The 14,844-nt window shown below is 39.7% G+C and carries 16 protein-coding genes and 1 riboswitch; all 16 genes read right to left on the bottom strand.

Annotated elements, in window-relative coordinates; genetic code table 11:
- Nucleotides 1-41: 41 nt before the first annotated feature.
- The 16 genes from BUB96_RS03255 to BUB96_RS03180 all read right to left on the bottom strand — a co-directional run bounded on the left by BUB96_RS03255 (nt 42) and on the right by BUB96_RS03180 (nt 14,844).
- Nucleotides 42-908: an ROK family protein gene (locus tag BUB96_RS03255; RefSeq protein ID WP_073296370.1), complete on the bottom strand. Its 867-nt coding sequence runs from the start codon at nt 906-908 to the stop codon at nt 42-44.
- 173 nt (nt 909-1,081) lie between these two features.
- Entirely contained in the window at nt 1,082-1,726 is a 645-nt protein-coding gene (locus BUB96_RS03250) for a cob(I)yrinic acid a,c-diamide adenosyltransferase (protein ID WP_073296367.1), read from the bottom strand.
- 203 nt (nt 1,727-1,929) lie between these two features.
- Nucleotides 1,930-4,527, bottom strand: coding sequence for a vitamin B12-dependent ribonucleotide reductase (locus BUB96_RS03245; protein ID WP_073296364.1), 2,598 nt, complete (start codon nt 4,525-4,527; stop codon nt 1,930-1,932).
- A 202-nt stretch (nt 4,528-4,729) separates the two neighbouring features.
- Complete coding sequence (locus tag BUB96_RS03240) at nt 4,730-5,272, bottom strand: ECF transporter S component (protein WP_073296361.1); 543 nt, start codon at nt 5,270-5,272, stop codon at nt 4,730-4,732.
- Complete coding sequence (locus BUB96_RS03235; RefSeq protein WP_073296358.1) at nt 5,265-5,726, bottom strand: DUF4430 domain-containing protein; 462 nt, start codon at nt 5,724-5,726, stop codon at nt 5,265-5,267. The genes BUB96_RS03240 and BUB96_RS03235 overlap by 8 nt, the downstream gene beginning before the upstream one ends.
- A gap of 118 nt (nt 5,727-5,844) precedes the next feature.
- Nucleotides 5,845-5,998: riboswitch (adenosylcobalamin (AdoCbl) riboswitch) on the bottom strand.
- 242 nt (nt 5,999-6,240) lie between these two features.
- Nucleotides 6,241-6,600: a holo-ACP synthase gene (gene acpS / locus BUB96_RS03230; protein ID WP_073296355.1), complete on the bottom strand. Its 360-nt coding sequence runs from the start codon at nt 6,598-6,600 to the stop codon at nt 6,241-6,243.
- Nucleotides 6,601-6,621: 21 nt separating this feature from the next.
- Nucleotides 6,622-7,404, bottom strand: coding sequence for a carboxyltransferase subunit alpha (accA, locus tag BUB96_RS03225; RefSeq protein ID WP_073296352.1), 783 nt, complete (start codon nt 7,402-7,404; stop codon nt 6,622-6,624).
- Nucleotides 7,405-8,280 (bottom strand): acetyl-CoA carboxylase, carboxyltransferase subunit beta, encoded by an 876-nt coding sequence (gene accD / locus BUB96_RS03220; protein ID WP_073296348.1) that lies wholly within the window; start codon nt 8,278-8,280, stop codon nt 7,405-7,407.
- Between the two features lie 28 nt (nt 8,281-8,308).
- Nucleotides 8,309-9,697, bottom strand: coding sequence for an acetyl-CoA carboxylase biotin carboxylase subunit (accC, locus tag BUB96_RS03215; RefSeq protein ID WP_073296345.1), 1,389 nt, complete (start codon nt 9,695-9,697; stop codon nt 8,309-8,311).
- Between the two features lie 10 nt (nt 9,698-9,707).
- The gene (gene fabZ / locus BUB96_RS03210; RefSeq protein WP_234945786.1) at nt 9,708-10,169 is read right to left on the bottom strand and encodes a 3-hydroxyacyl-ACP dehydratase FabZ; all 462 of its coding nucleotides are present in this window, start codon (nt 10,167-10,169) and stop codon (nt 9,708-9,710) included.
- 20 nt (nt 10,170-10,189) lie between these two features.
- Nucleotides 10,190-10,675, bottom strand: a complete 486-nt coding sequence (gene accB, locus BUB96_RS03205) for an acetyl-CoA carboxylase biotin carboxyl carrier protein (RefSeq protein ID WP_084136788.1) — start codon at nt 10,673-10,675, stop codon at nt 10,190-10,192.
- Entirely contained in the window at nt 10,675-11,910 is a 1,236-nt protein-coding gene (gene fabF / locus BUB96_RS03200) for a beta-ketoacyl-ACP synthase II (protein ID WP_073296339.1), read from the bottom strand. Before fabF ends, accB begins: the two co-directional genes overlap by 1 nt.
- A 33-nt stretch (nt 11,911-11,943) precedes the next feature.
- Nucleotides 11,944-12,666, bottom strand: coding sequence for a 3-oxoacyl-[acyl-carrier-protein] reductase (fabG, locus tag BUB96_RS03195; RefSeq protein ID WP_073296336.1), 723 nt, complete (start codon nt 12,664-12,666; stop codon nt 11,944-11,946).
- A gap of 3 nt (nt 12,667-12,669) precedes the next feature.
- Nucleotides 12,670-13,611 (bottom strand): ACP S-malonyltransferase, encoded by a 942-nt coding sequence (locus BUB96_RS03190; protein WP_073296332.1) that lies wholly within the window; start codon nt 13,609-13,611, stop codon nt 12,670-12,672.
- Nucleotides 13,612-13,623: 12 nt separating this feature from the next.
- Complete coding sequence (gene fabK / locus BUB96_RS03185; protein WP_073296329.1) at nt 13,624-14,583, bottom strand: enoyl-[acyl-carrier-protein] reductase FabK; 960 nt, start codon at nt 14,581-14,583, stop codon at nt 13,624-13,626.
- Nucleotides 14,584-14,619: 36 nt separating this feature from the next.
- Entirely contained in the window at nt 14,620-14,844 is a 225-nt protein-coding gene (locus BUB96_RS03180; RefSeq protein WP_073296325.1) for an acyl carrier protein, read from the bottom strand.

Raw genomic sequence — 14,844 nt, 5'->3', positions numbered from 1 at the left:
TGTCAAAGTTTTTATGAGTCGTGTTCAGGAAAAAAGAGAAATTAAAGCAAAGATTCGATTTGTTTTTTATAGTTGATCACCGCTCCATAGAGGTTGGCGTCGTTTCTGTATTGAGCATTGACTATTTTTGGTTTGGCGCCTAATATGTCTAGTTCTTCTAAATGTTTATCCATTCTTACTGCCAATTCTTCGGACAGAGAAGATCGGTTGGAGATTCCGCCCCCTAGGACGATAGTGTCTGGATCGATGATTACTTGAACGTTGTATAAAATTTCTGCAATAGCGTTAAACATTTGATCGATTGTTTTAACGGCTTCTGCTTGGCCTTGATCATACAAATCTAACAATTGGATGCCATCCAGGTTTGTTCCCATTTGTTCATTATATTTTTTAGCTGCGGCGACTAAGGTTCCGTTCTTGCTCCCTGTTTCTCCGTTTGAGTTTAGGGACATGCCGAATTCTCCGCCATACATGTGGCTGCCGGTATGTAATTGTCGATTGATAAAAACGGAGCCGCCCATTCCTGTTCCCAAAACGAAAAAGACAATATTTTCTCCATTCTTTGCCGCTCCACGATCCACTTCGCATAAACCAGCACAGTTTGCGTCATTTTCAATCGCAACAGGCAGGCCAAACTCTTTTTCAAATAAATCATAAATAGGTGTGAAATGGATATATGGAATAGCACTAATTCCTTCAATGACTCGATCTTTTTGATTCACAGATCCGGGTGCACTGATGGCAATTCCTTCTATTTTTTCTTGCTTATCTATTACAGTTGTCATCTTTTCCATTAATTCTTCTAGGGTGGCAGGCGTGATAAAACTTCCTTTATCGATCAGTTCATCCTTTACATAGGTACCGTATTTAACGGATGTTCCCCCTAAATCAAAAGCCATTAGTCGCATTTATCTTCCTCTTTTCATTGTATTTTTTGAGTTGTTTCAATTCTTTTCTTTATCATAACACTTTTTATGTTAGCGCACTCACTTTCATTATACGTCTTGTATGAAAAAAATAAAGACAAAAAATCTAAAGACTAGTCTTAACCGCTAATCTTTAGATTCTATGCTTTAACTTCTTATTCTTCTAAATCTCCATAGTCTTCTTTCTTTACATCTAAATGGAAGACCTTGCCGCTCCGTTCGTAAAGAACATCTTTCGTATCTGCCCGATGATTAGCAACACGGGCAACCGCAAAAAAGTAATCGGACAAGCGATTGACAAACATTTGCACATAAGGATTAGCTTCCGACTCTTTACGCTGCGTTTCATACGCCTCTGTTTCTTGGCTAACTTCCAAATAATGATTGAAAGCCACAATCGAACGCTCAGCTCGTCGGGTCACTGTTCGGCAAACATGAAGATCTGAAGCAAGCGGCGTTCCTCCAGGTAAAATGAAAGATTCTAAAGGCTCAGGTTCATCCGCATAGCCATCAATAATACTTTCTAACCATTGAGTAGGCTCAACACTCATCCGATAAGGGTATTTTTTTGTATTAGAGGTCGCTAAGTCATTCCCGCAATCAAACAAAAATTGTTGAATCTGCTGCAACTCTTCTTTTAAAGTAGGCCAAGTTCCCTCTGAACTGGCTGCCCGTCCGACAAAACTATTTAACTCGTCAATTGTACCGTAAGCTTCCACCCGTGCCGAATCTTTGTCGACTGTATAATTCCCATTAATTTTAGTTTGTCCTTTATCGCCAACTCTTGTATAAATTTGCATCTTTTGGTCTCCTTTTCTATCTTCAATTAAAAATTTCCGGTCTCGGCTTTCTGTTTTTATATCACTATTTTAAAAAATAAACAAAGGGCATCCATCGCTTCGCAAATGAATTTAATCGTCTTTTATTCCATGAAGAAAAAACTCCAAATGACTTCTCAGCAATTTGGAGTTTTTATTTCGTTCATTTATCTTTTTAAGTGTTCTTACAGCCCACAACGTAATTGAGCATTACAGTTTGTACACGTATTGCAACCGCCAATATCTTCAACGACTCCTTGGCGACAAATTGGGCAAGTATCTCCAACTTCCGAGCCATAAACAATATCATCGGTGTGTCCCTTTTGCATCACATGTTCTTTTTCTGCCTGATCCACTAATTGACGCAACTCTTCGCTATCATCCACTACACGACTGTCTTCCACTTCAAACAATGAAACATTCTCGATATCATTTTCTTCTGCTTCAAGCGTTAGCACTTGTGAATCGCGCGAACCGTCAACATAGACTGTCCCACCTTTAGCGCCACCTTTGAATAGACGCTCATAAATTTTGGCAACTTCAGATACGCTGTAGCCCTTAGGCGCATTGACTGTTTTAGAAATTGAACTATCCACCCAACGTTGAATCGTTGTTTGAACATCAACATGTTCTTCAGGTTTGAGCTCCATTGACGTCACAAAGAAATCTGGCAAGTGTTCTTCATCCGCTTCTGGATGAGCTTCTAAATATTCTTGGACAATGTCTGAATTCACTTCGATGAATTTACCTAAACGACCACTTCGGAAATATTTAAAGGCAAAGTATGGTTCTAAACCAGTTGAAACATTCATCATCGTTCCGGTACTTCCTGTTGGCGCTACGGTTAATAAGTGAGAGTTACGAATTCCATGTTCTAAAATACCTTTGCGAACATGTTCCGGCATACGCTCCATGTAGCCTGTTCGAATAAATTTCTCACGTAATTCTTGTGTTTCTTCCTCGGTTTCACCAATTAAGAATGGGAAACTGCCTTTTTCTTTCGCTAATTCAATCGATTCTTCGTAAGCTGAAACAGCAATCGTTTCAAAGACTTTATCGATGACTGCATTTCCTTCAGCTGAGCCATAACGATTATGCGTATAAATCATTAAATCCGCCAAGCCCATTACACCAAGTCCTACACGACGTTCACCTAGTGCTTGTTTTTCATTTTCTTTTAAGAAGTAAGGTGTGGCATCAATAACATTATCTTGCATACGAACCCCCGTCTTCACGGTTTCGATTAACTTCTCATAATCGACAGTGTTCGTTTCGTGATCGGCCATTTCTGCTAGGTTTACTGCTGCTAAGTTACAGACTGAATAAGGCGCTAGCGGTTGCTCACCACATGGGTTTGTAGCTACTACTTTTTGTCCATAAGCTTTGGCATTAGTATCTTGATTAGCATTATCGATAAAGAAAATTCCAGGTTCTGCTGAATATGTTGCACAAATATTGATTAAATTCCATAATTCGCGTGCAGGAATTGTACGATACGTGCGAACGGTATAACCCATTTCTTCCCATTCACGAACATCCCCGACTTCTGACCATTTTTCGTTATAATCAGCCATTTCTTGTTCTGTGTAGTTTTCTGTATCTGGGAATCGTAAAGCCCAATCTTCGTCATTATCGACAGCTTTCATAAAGTCATCGGTTAAGGTCACTGAAATATTAGCACCCGTTAAAAATTCTGGGTTTTGAACAGAGTAAGTTCCGCCATCTTTTAGTTTTGCTTCTGCATTACTAATAATGTCTGCTGAAAAACCTCCCTGTCCCGGTGAATTTTTATGTTTTGCAATGGTATCATACATTTCGGTTTCCGCTGCAGTAAAAGGTGTAAATTTTAAATTTTCTTTAGCAAGTTGCTTGATTTGTTCATCATTCGATTTCTCGATTAAATAACGTAAAATGCGAGGGTTTTGCATTTTAGAAATAATAAATTCTAAGATATCTGGATGCCAATCGGCCAACATAATCATTTGCGCACCGCGACGTGAACCTCCTTGTTCAACCAAGTGGGTCAATTGTGCAATATCATCTAACCATGAAACAGATCCGCTTGACTTACCATTGACACCTCGTGCTAAAGTATTGCGTGGACGTAGGGTTGAGCCATTTGTTCCAACTCCTCCACCTCGAGACATGATTTCCATAACTTCTTTCCGATGGTCAGAAATTCCTTCTCGTGAATCAGGAACAAAAGGCATTACGTAACAATTAAAGTACGTAACATCTGTCTCTGAACCTGCTCCATATAACACACGTCCAGCTGGTACAAAGTTACCTTTTCGTAATTGCTTATAAAACTTTTCAAAGGATTCTTCTACTTGATTAGGATCCGCTTCTGCCTCAGCCAATCCTCGTGCATTTCGTTTGACAATTTGTTCATAGAAAACTTCTAAAGGTTTTTCAATTGCTTCAATTTTTCGAGTAATCAAACCCGTTTCAATTTCTTCTGGATCTTCTAAGGAACCTCTATACTCTTCTTCAAGCAAGATGCGTGCTTCATTTGTGTCCCAGTTTAGTTCTTGAACGTAACCAATTCCTCTTGCTGGGTATTTTGGATCATTTTTTACAGTGAGAACAACTAAATCGCCCTCGGACAATGTTTCCTTTTTTGTATCTTTGAATGAATAGCGGTCAATCATTACCATTCGAGAGACACCTTTATGTGTAATATGCATATCTTCTGTAATCGGATATACAACAGGGAATCTTTCAATATCTTTATTTAATTTCTGAATATCGATATTTAGGGGTTGAATTTTAGTCGCTTCCATGTTAGTGGCTCCTTTTTTCTGTTCATATTTTCACAACATATAGACAATTTAGTTTAAAACCAATACTATATCTTGTGATTTGCTAGAAATTAGTATACAACAAAGTGGAGTGGCTATCAATGAAAAACGTCCAAAAAATTTTCGTGTTTAGACAAAAACTCCTCTACTCGTTGAGAGTAAAGGAGCTTGAAATTAATATTTTTTAGTGTAATATTTTTTCGAATTTTTTCTTTATAATCGGAACAATAATGGGTTCTAATATTATAAAGAAACCCACATTTCCGACAGCATGTAATAAATCAAAGGGAACTCCATTAAGGTAATAAACCCAAAAGTTACTCATCCCATATAAATGAACATTTAAATACGAAATAACAAAGCCATATGCAAACCCCATAAGTCCTGCCCAAACAGCAAAAATAAGTCGATGAATGAAAGAGTCGGATCGATAAAAGTATTTAATCAAACCCGTCAATAAAATAACGAGTGCAAATGAAATAATTTGCAAAACAGTCCAAGGACCCATTCCTAAGAATAAATTCGTCAATAATATCGATAATAAAGAAACAATCAAACTATCAACGATACCGATATTTAAGGCAATAATAATGAGTAAAGCCGTCATTGGTTGAATATTTGGCATAAAAGGTAAAGCAAAAGCTAAACGTCCCACAGCAGTTAGAGCGGTCATTATTGCGAGTAAAGAGATTCGGTATACGCTAAAATAATTTGATGATTTATTCAAAGCTTTCTAGTCTCCACTCAATTTGGTCAGCTGCTTCTGGAGCATAATCAGCGGCTCCTACTTCACCAGATTCACCATTTATATAGTATAGCCAGTAACGATTCTCTGCTTCATCTTGTTCGTATCCTTCAATAGATGAAATAAAGCCATCTGTTTCTTCAATATCATATGTGTCTTCCATTACATCAAGAAGATACATACCTTCTTCAGCTGTTACTTCTTTACTTAGATCAGCAACTGCTTCTCCATCCACTAAAATATCAATGGTAAAAGAAACTTCATCCGCTGCATCTTCGGTATCCGTGGTTTCTTCTGTCTCTTCTGGGGTTTCTGCTACTTCTGTTTCTGGTTCTTCTGCTTCCTCAGGCGTCTCTTCTGCCTGATTTCCACATCCGACTAATAAAGCACCTGATAGTGAAAATAAAAATAATTTACTTAATAATTTTTTGTCCATTTTGTTTGCTCCTTTATATAGTGTTTGCTACGTTTCAAGATAGATTTCATTCATTCGCTAAAAATACACCCTTTGAAGTTAAATCTAAAAAAAATAGCCTATGCACCCAGACATAGACTCTCCATGTAGCTGCTTGACCTCGAAACAGCCCATATGCATTATTAGCAAACTAAGTAAAGATCTGGCTCCATGCTTCATGCATGATTACAGTGGCGGGACCGCGTTGGAATTTAACCAAACTTCCATACCTTAGTTGTCTTTGAATGGTTCTTTCTATCTATCAAAGAGTATTCTAGATGAATTGTTCCTTTTTTTCAAGTTTAGTTACTGTAAGATCTGCGTCAATTTTTTCTCGGCTTGGGTATTTTATTACTCTTTTACGTCTTTTATGTTTAACAACTTTTAAGTCCTAAGTTACATACAGAATCAATCCAGCGATTTAGTACTTTTTATTAAGCGCAAAAACTCCTTTCTTACAAGGCTTATCGATGCCTTAAGAAAGAAGTTTCATTTCTTATTTTATTTTTTCCAAAACCACTTGTGCAACAGCCATTTTTTGCGAGTGACTAATAGAAACAAAAACATTTCCTTCATAAGGTGACTTTACAACAACAGGTTGCCCTTTATTGTTAGTCAAAACTGATATACTTTTGAAAGTAACTGTTTTACCGATACCTGTCCCCATCGCTTTACTGAACGCCTCTTTAACTGCATAACGACCTGCTAGAAATTCTAGCTTCCGCTTCTCACCATACCTCTCATAAACTTCAATCTCTTTTTCCGTCAAAATTTTCTCGAAAATACGAGGCTGCTTTTGACAAACCGAAGCCATATGGTCTAAATCAATCAAATCAATTCCTATACCAGCTACCATATCAATAGTTAACCTCCATCATTAGAACTTTCGAAAACGTTCATAACGGTTTGCCACACGATCTTTTGAATCCTGCTTTTCTAATTCTTCAAAGGCTGTTTTAATCTCTGGAATCAAACGTTCTGCTAATTCTTCATTGCTGAATGTTTTCCCTTTTTCTCCTTCGGCAATGACTCGATCAATGACGGTAAGTTCCTTGAGCTCCGTTGCAGTCAGTTTCATAATATCTGCCGCCTCTGCGGCTAGACTCGAGTCTTTCCACAAAATAGATGCGAAGCCTTCTGGAGAGAGAATCGAATAGATACTATTTTCAAGCATCCACACTTGATCACTTAAAGCTAAGGCAATCGCGCCTCCACTTCCACCTTCTCCAAGGATAATAGCTAAAGTAGGTACTGTCAATTCACTCATAGTGATCAACATACTGGCGATAGCTTCACCAATGCCGTATTCTTCCGAATCTGGGGCAGCATCAGCACCTGCTGTATTGATTAAAGTCAAAACAGGGCGCTGAAATTTTTCGGCTTGTTTCATCAAACGCTCCGCCTTGCGATAACCGGCTGGACCACTTGAACCAAAGTTTCTACGGATATTTTCTTCTGTGTTGCGTCCTTTTTGAATTCCAATAATTGTGATTGGATCTTGATCCTCTATTAGCCCCACACCACCAACGACCGCTTGATCATCGGTCATTCGACGGTCACCATGAAGCTCCATAAAATCTGAACAAAGAGCATTGATTATTTCAATCGTCGATAAACGCTGAATGTCGCGTGCTTTTTTTACAATATCATAAGCTTTCATCTAGACACCTGCGCTTTCTGCTGGAGTTCTATGTGCAGTTAAGAGGAAACGTAAAACTTGCGTTTGTTTTTTTCGCGGAACAATGTGGTCAATAAAGCCATTTTTTAAAACAGATTCGGCTGTTTGAAAATCTTCAGGCAAATCTGAGCCAATGGTTTGTTCAATTACTCGTTTTCCAGCAAAGCCAATCGTTGCCTCAGGCTCGGCTAACGTAATGTCCCCTTGCATGGCAAAGCTGGCTGTTACGCCTCCTGTTGTTGGATGCGTAAGAACGGTACAGTAAAATAGCCCAGCTTGACTATGTTTAGAAATCGCCTGAGAAATCTTTGCCATCTGCATTAAGGATAAAATCCCTTCTTGCATTCGCGCGCCTCCTGAAGCAATATATAAAACAACCGGAAGCTTTTTCTCTGTCGCTTGCTCAAATAAGCGGGTCAATTTTTCACCCACAACAGTTCCCATACTGGCCATCACAAAGCGACTATCCATTACGCCAAGCGCAAAAGGAAGGTGCTCTATTTCTGCTTGTCCAGTCACCACTGCTTCTTTTAATTCTGTACTACTTTGGCTTCGATCCAGTTTTTCTTGGTATCCTGGAAAATTCAAAGGATCTCTTGCCGTAAGGTTACTATCCCACTCTCTAAACGATCCTTCGTCCACTAACCATTCAATCCGTTTTAAAGCTGGAAATTGGAGATGATAGTTACATTTTGGACACAGATAATCACTTTCAATGGAATTTTGAAAAATGATTGCTTGGCATTTCGGACAACGCTCCGCCAAGCCATCTGGTATTTGGGCACGCCTTTCTCTAAGTTCATCCGCTCTTCTCGGATTGATTTCTACATATTTCTTTTTCTTACGAAATAAGGCCATCCTCTATTCTCTCCTCTTATGACATCTTCTACTCATTTAAAGCAGAATGTTCCTTCACTTCTTCGATCCATTGAGGCATAAACTCCTCTTCCAACCATTTAGCGTGAACATTATCTGCCTGGACTTCTGGGTGACTGATTAAAGCTTCCAATAATTCAATATTGGTATTCAACCCCTCAACTGTCACTTCGTACAATGCTCGTTCCATCAACTTAAAGGCATCTTCCCTTGTGGGCTGATGGGTAATAATTTTAGCCACCATAGAATCATAAAATGGCGGAAGGGTATAGTTAGAATATAAAGTCGTTTCAACGCGTAAACCCATTCCTCCATTTGGTAAAAACAAACGATCAATGTAGCCGCTTGACGGTTGAAAATGATTATAAGGGTCTTCGGCATTTAACCGGCATTCAATAGCAAAACCATTTAATTCTATATCGGATTGTTTGAAGGGTAGCGGTTGACCAGCTGCAATCTCAATTTGCGCCTTTACGATATCTACGCCCGTAACCATTTCTGTGATAGGATGTTCGACTTGCAGCCGGGTATTCATTTCCATGAAATAGAAGTTCTCATCATTATCGACTAGAAATTCAATCGTTCCCGCATTGGTATAGCCAATTGCTTTCGCTGCATCTACTGCTGCTTGATTCAATTTATTGCGTGTTTCCTCTGACAACGTTGGTGAAGGAGCAAACTCAATCACTTTCTGATTATTTCTTTGAAGGGAACAATCTCGCTCTCCTAAATGCACTACGTTTCCTTGTTCATCCGCTAAAATTTGTACTTCAATATGTTTGGCAGGATAAATAGTCCGCTCAATATATAAGTGTCGATTGCCATAAATGCTTTGTGTTTCATTTTGCGCTTGCGTAAACATCGGCTCTAATTCTTCTGGTGAACTGGCTAGACGCATTCCTTTTCCACCGCCACCGTCAGCGGCTTTAATCATTAAAGGATAGCCTGTTTCTTCGGCAATTTTACGTGCTTGTTCAATATTTTCGACCAAATCTTTTCCACCTGGGACAATTGGCACACCCGCTTCTCGCATCGTAGTGCGGGCATTTTGTTTATTCCCCATATCTCGAATAATATCACTGTTGGGCCCAATAAATTTAATGTTCATCTTTTCGCATAAAGAGGCGAAGTCACTGCGTTCGGATAGAAACCCGTAGCCCGGATGGATAGCATCAGCCCCAGATACATTTGCAGCACTTAAAACGGCAACCGGGTTTGCATAGGAATCTATTCCTTTAGCTGGCCCAATACAAATTGCTTCGTCTGCTAATTCTGTATGTAAGGCATAACGATCGGCCTCACTAAACACAGCAACTGATGTAATTCCTAGTTCTCTTAAGGCACGAATAATTCGTACCGCAATTTCTCCTCGGTTAGCAACTAATACTTTTTGAAACATAGCGTCCCACCTATAATTGTTCTAAATCACTAATAATAAAGGTCATCTTTGCTTCGGAAACAACGTCTCCGTTTTGGTTCGTAATGGTTCCTTGTCCAATCCCCATAACGGCTTTTAACTTTACAATATCTACTGTAATCGTTAAAACATCTCCAGGTACAACATTTCTTCGGAATTTCACTTTATCTACTGCCGCTAAAAAAGCAATTTTCCCTTTAAAATTTGGACTCATTAATAAAGGAATGGAGCCTACTTGTGCCATGGTTTCCACTTGTAAAACACCTGGCATAATCGGATTTCCAGGAAAATGTCCTTGGAAATAAGATTCATTCGCTGCAACGTTTTTGGTTGCAACGATTCGCTCTTCTAAATCTAGCTCTTCTACCCGATCGACAAAAAACATTGGATAACGGTTAGGAATGACCTCCATAACCTCTTGAGCTGTCATGACGGGTTTGTTTTGTTCTGACATTTTGTCCTCCTTATAAAACACTAATCGATTCGAACGAGCGGTTGTTTGTACTCAACGACCGCTTCATTTTCAACTAAAATTTCTGTGACTACCCCTGAATGTGGAGCTTGTATTTCATTCATAAGCTTCATAGCTTCGACAATACAAATGACATCCCCTTGTTTCACATGGTCGCCTACTTTGATGTAAGGCTCTTCATCTGGATGAGGTTTTAAATAGAGGACTCCGACCATTGGTGACTCGACGACTTCTCCTGCCTCTTCTGTGACAGATGGTGTTGTCTCGTTGTCTGCTGCTCCTGCAGCTTCTTGTACCACAGGTGTTTGAACCGGAGCAGGATCTGTTGAAGTTGCCTCTGGTGTCGGTCCTTCATTTTTAGGTGCAGCCATTTGGGGAACTTCTTTAGAAAGGATAATATGCTCATCATCCGTTTGATAGTCCATAAAGGCTAAACTGGATTGATCTAAATGATTAATCAGTTCAGTTAATTCTTCGTATTTCATCATTACTCACCATTCCAACTTTTAAATAATAGCACAGCATTATGTCCACCAAATCCTAAGGAACTAGATAAGGCGTAGTTAATTTCTTGGTTACGTCCTTCTTTAGGTACATAATCTAAATCACAATCTTCATCTGGCGTTTCAAGTCCCAAAGTTGCTGGAACAAAACTATCCTGTAAGGCTTTAACCACCGTTACTGCTTCAACGCCCCCAGCAGCTCCTAGTAAATGTCCAAAAAATCCTTTCGAACTCGATACTGGAATTTTATAAGCATGTTCACCTAGAGCATACTTAATGGATTCTGTTTCTGCCGAGTCATTCGTTGGTGTACTTGTTCCATGCGCATTAATATAATCAACTTCTTCTGGTTGGATATCCGCCATATGAATGGCTGATTTAATGGCCTCACCAGCACCACTACCATCTGGACGGGGGGCCGTCATATGATAGGCATCACTATTCGAACCATAGCCAACAACTTCAGCTAAAATATTTGCACCTCGTGCCTGAGCAGATTCTAAAGATTCCATAAATAAAATTCCTGCTCCTTCACCCATTACAAAACCATCTCGGTCTTTATCAAAAGGACGCGATGCTGTTTTAGGATCATCATTGGTCGATAGAGCAGTTAATACATCAAAGCCTGCAATGCCGATTTCGTTAATCGTGGCCTCCGTACCTCCTGCAAGACACGCATCTAACATACCACTTTGAATTTTTAAAAAAGCTTCTCCAATAGAATTCGTTGCACTCGCACAAGCAGTTACAATATCCAAACTAATGCCACGAGCGCCTACTTTCATAGAAATGTTTCCAGCGCCCATATTTCCAATGGTCATCGGTACAAATAATGGAGTCACGCGTTTGGGGCCTTTGTCTCGCATTTTATCGATTCCATCTTGAATCGCTAATAATCCACCGATTCCTGAACCAACAATCACACCAACTCGATCTGCATTTTCTTCAATGTTATAGCCACTATTATCGACGGCTTCAACACTGGCAGCTACTCCAAATTGTGAAAAGCGATCCATTCGTGAGTATTCTTTTCGTCCCATTGTATTTTTAGGGTCAAAGTCTTTAACTTCTGCAGCTACAGAAACACCTGTTTCAGAAGCGTCAAAGCTTTCGATCGGGGCAATCCCAGAATTCCCAGCTTTCATATTTTCCCAAAAAGTCTCTACATCATTACCAATTGGGGAAATGGTTCCAATCCCTGTAATTACTACTCGTTGCATCTTATCCTCCTTAAATTCTGTTCCGATGGTTCCTTACATGTTCAAACCGCCATTAACTTCGAGAACTTGTCCCGTCATATATTTATTATCAATTAAAAACTCAACAGTTTTAGCAATTTCTTCTGCCTGTCCAAAACGCTTCAATGGGATTTGGCTCAGCATTGTTTCTTTTACTCGATCGCTTAAAGATTCCGTCATTTCCGTTTCAATATAACCAGGAGCAATCGCATTGACCGTAATATGACGACTCGATAACTCGCGTGCTAAAGCCTTAGTTAACCCAAGCAAGCCTGCTTTACTGGCGGCATAATTGGTTTGTCCAGCATTTCCAATTAAACCCACCACACTAGACATATTAATAATCGTTCCTGCCCGTTGCTTCAGCATAGGTTGTGTCACATGACGACACATATTGAACGCACCTTTCAAGTTTGTATTCAAAACATCATCGAAATCGGCTTCTTTCATCCGCATAATTAAGCCATCACGAGTAATCCCTGCATTATTGATTAGAATATCCACTCGGCCAAATCGGTCAATCACTTCGCCTACAATGGCTTTGGCTTCATCGAAATTACTTACATCGCCTGTTACTTGGGCTACAGGAACTGGAACGTTTGAAAATTGTTCAAGAACTTCCTCGCTGATTTCACGACGGCCATTTAAAACCACTTGATAGCCAACTTTCGCTAATCGTTTAGCGATTTCTAATCCAATTCCCCGAGAGCTCCCGGTAATTAAAGCTACTTCTACCACTGCTTATCCTCCTAGAAATTCTTCTATTTCTTCCACATCTGCTATTTTATCCACCACTAAAGTGTCGGGGGCTTCTAGTTCGCGTTTTAACAAGTTGACCAAGGTTTTTCCTGGACCAATTTGAATAATCTTTGTAACTCCTGCTGCAACAAGAGCATCAATCGTTTCTTGCCAACGAACGGGCTCCACTAAATGACGGACCAGTAATTCCTTCACATTGTCTGGTTGATGAGGTTTTACGGTCGTATTACTAATGACCGGAACCTCCCCTTCGGAAAATGACACAGAAGCTAGTGCTTCGTCATAAAGCGCACAAACAGCCTGCATATATGGACTGTGAAAAGGGCCTTCTACTTTTAGCGGCATTATTTTTTTATAGCCTTGTGTACGTGCTATTTTTTTAAATTGATCAACGGCTGCTGTCGTACCGGCAATCGTTACTTGTGTGGATGAATTTAAATTCGCTAAGTATAATTTTTCTTCTGGTTCATTGACTTCCCTAAGGACGGCTTGAATTTCTTCAAGCGGCATTTTCATAACGGCTGCCATCACGATGTCAGAAGACTCTCTTAATTTTTGACAATGATCTGTCATTAGTTGCCCGCGTTTTTTAATTAATTTAAATCCTTCTTCAACGCTCAACATTCCACTTGCGATTAACGAAGAATACTCACCTAAACTTAAGCCAGCCATGTAGTCAATGGCTGGCAACTTCGCTTGTATACTTTCATAAATGGCTAAACTCGTTGCTGCAATGGCAACTTGCGCGTAACGAGTCTCTTGTAAAGCCTCGAAATCATCCGTAATCCATTGACGTACGGGATAGTTTGTCAAAGTTTCAACTTTTTCATAAACGGCTTGTGCCTTTGGAAATGCGTGGGCAAAATCTTGCCCCATTTCTTTATACTGGGCACCTTGCCCGTTAAATATAATAGCTAAAGACATAAATCTCCCTCTTTATTCGAAGTAGTGACCTCGATCTTCATAGATTCGTTTGGCTTCACTTACATAATCTAAAATAATTTCTTCAACCGTTCCTTCTTCATTAACCAGTCCTGCAATTTGACCGGCCATCATGGAACCTGTTTTAGTGTTTCCTTCAACCACTGCTCGATATAGCGCTCCACTCCCTAATCGCTCTAACTCTGAAAAATCAGGATTGTCATCACTAGTAATCGATTTTTGAACAGATAAATATTCTTTTGTTAATTGGTTCCGAAGAACACGAACAGGATGTCCGGTAATTTCACCGGTTACCGTTGTAGAAATATCTTTTGCTTTTAGAATTTGCTGTTTAAAGTTTGGATGTGCATTTGATTCTTTCGCTACAACAAATCGTGTTCCGACCTGAATGCCTGCCGCTCCAAGCATTAATCCAGCGGCCATCGTACGACCATCCCCAAAGCCTCCTGCTCCGATGACAGGGATTGAGACGGCATCTACCACTTGTGGAAGTAAGGCCATGGTGGTCAGACGGCCAATGTGACCGCCCGCTTCCATTCCTTCAACCACAATTGCATCGGCACCAATCCGTTCCATACGTTTTGCGACGGCAACGGATGCCACGACAGGAATAATAACGATTCCCGCTTCTTTGAATCGATCCATATATTTGCTGGGGTTTCCAGCACCGGTTGTAATAATTTTTACGGAGGGTTCTTCAATTAAGTAATCCACCACCGCATCTACATGAGGACTTAGAAACATCGCATTTACCGCGAAAGGTTTGTCTGTTTTTTGTTTCATTTCTTCCACTTTTTCACGAACAACGTCTACCGGATCATGTCCGGTACCGACTATTCCAAGCCCTCCCGCATTGGATACTGCACTTGCTAAATCTGGATCAGCTACCCATGCCATGGCGCCTTGAATAATTGGATATTTTATATTTAATAATTCCGTAATTGCTGTTTTCATTCATGACATCCTTTTCACTGTAATTGCGGGAAATAATTATTCTTTTGTTGCTTCGATGTGGTCGACTAATTGTTGAACTGTTTGAATACTTTCATCTGTTTCAATCACAATGTCTAATTCATCTTCGATTTCACTTAGTACTTGGAAAATGTCTAAGCTGTCAGCTTCTAAATCTTCCATAAAGTTTGTTTCTGGTGTAATAATGTCTTTGTCTACTTCTAATTGGTCTGAAATAATATCAATTACTGTATCTTTAATCAT

The sequence above is a fragment of the Atopostipes suicloacalis DSM 15692 genome (assembly GCF_900129085.1).
GTDB lineage: Bacteria > Bacillota > Bacilli > Lactobacillales > Carnobacteriaceae_A > Atopostipes > Atopostipes suicloacalis.
This window is presented reverse-complemented; position numbering and strand designations above follow the sequence as displayed.

Coding starts and splice junctions, on each gene's coding strand:
- BUB96_RS03255 (WP_073296370.1), bottom strand. CDS start 908: ATGCGACTAATGGCTTTTGATTTAGGGGGAACATCCGTTAAATACGGT.
- BUB96_RS03250 (WP_073296367.1), bottom strand. CDS start 1,726: ATGCAAATTTATACAAGAGTTGGCGATAAAGGACAAACTAAAATTAAT.
- BUB96_RS03245 (WP_073296364.1), bottom strand. CDS start 4,527: ATGGAAGCGACTAAAATTCAACCCCTAAATATCGATATTCAGAAATTA.
- BUB96_RS03235 (WP_073296358.1), bottom strand. CDS start 5,726: ATGGACAAAAAATTATTAAGTAAATTATTTTTATTTTCACTATCAGGT.
- acpS (WP_073296355.1), bottom strand. CDS start 6,600: ATGGTAGCTGGTATAGGAATTGATTTGATTGATTTAGACCATATGGCT.
- accA (WP_073296352.1), bottom strand. CDS start 7,404: ATGAAAGCTTATGATATTGTAAAAAAAGCACGCGACATTCAGCGTTTA.
- accD (WP_073296348.1), bottom strand. CDS start 8,280: ATGGCCTTATTTCGTAAGAAAAAGAAATATGTAGAAATCAATCCGAGA.
- accC (WP_073296345.1), bottom strand. CDS start 9,697: ATGTTTCAAAAAGTATTAGTTGCTAACCGAGGAGAAATTGCGGTACGA.
- fabZ (WP_234945786.1), bottom strand. CDS start 10,169: ATGTCAGAACAAAACAAACCCGTCATGACAGCTCAAGAGGTTATGGAG.
- accB (WP_084136788.1), bottom strand. CDS start 10,675: ATGATGAAATACGAAGAATTAACTGAACTGATTAATCATTTAGATCAA.
- fabF (WP_073296339.1), bottom strand. CDS start 11,910: ATGCAACGAGTAGTAATTACAGGGATTGGAACCATTTCCCCAATTGGT.
- BUB96_RS03190 (WP_073296332.1), bottom strand. CDS start 13,611: ATGTCTTTAGCTATTATATTTAACGGGCAAGGTGCCCAGTATAAAGAA.
- fabK (WP_073296329.1), bottom strand. CDS start 14,583: ATGAAAACAGCAATTACGGAATTATTAAATATAAAATATCCAATTATT.
- BUB96_RS03180 (WP_073296325.1), bottom strand. CDS start 14,844: ATGATTAAAGATACAGTAATTGATATTATTTCAGACCAATTAGAAGTA.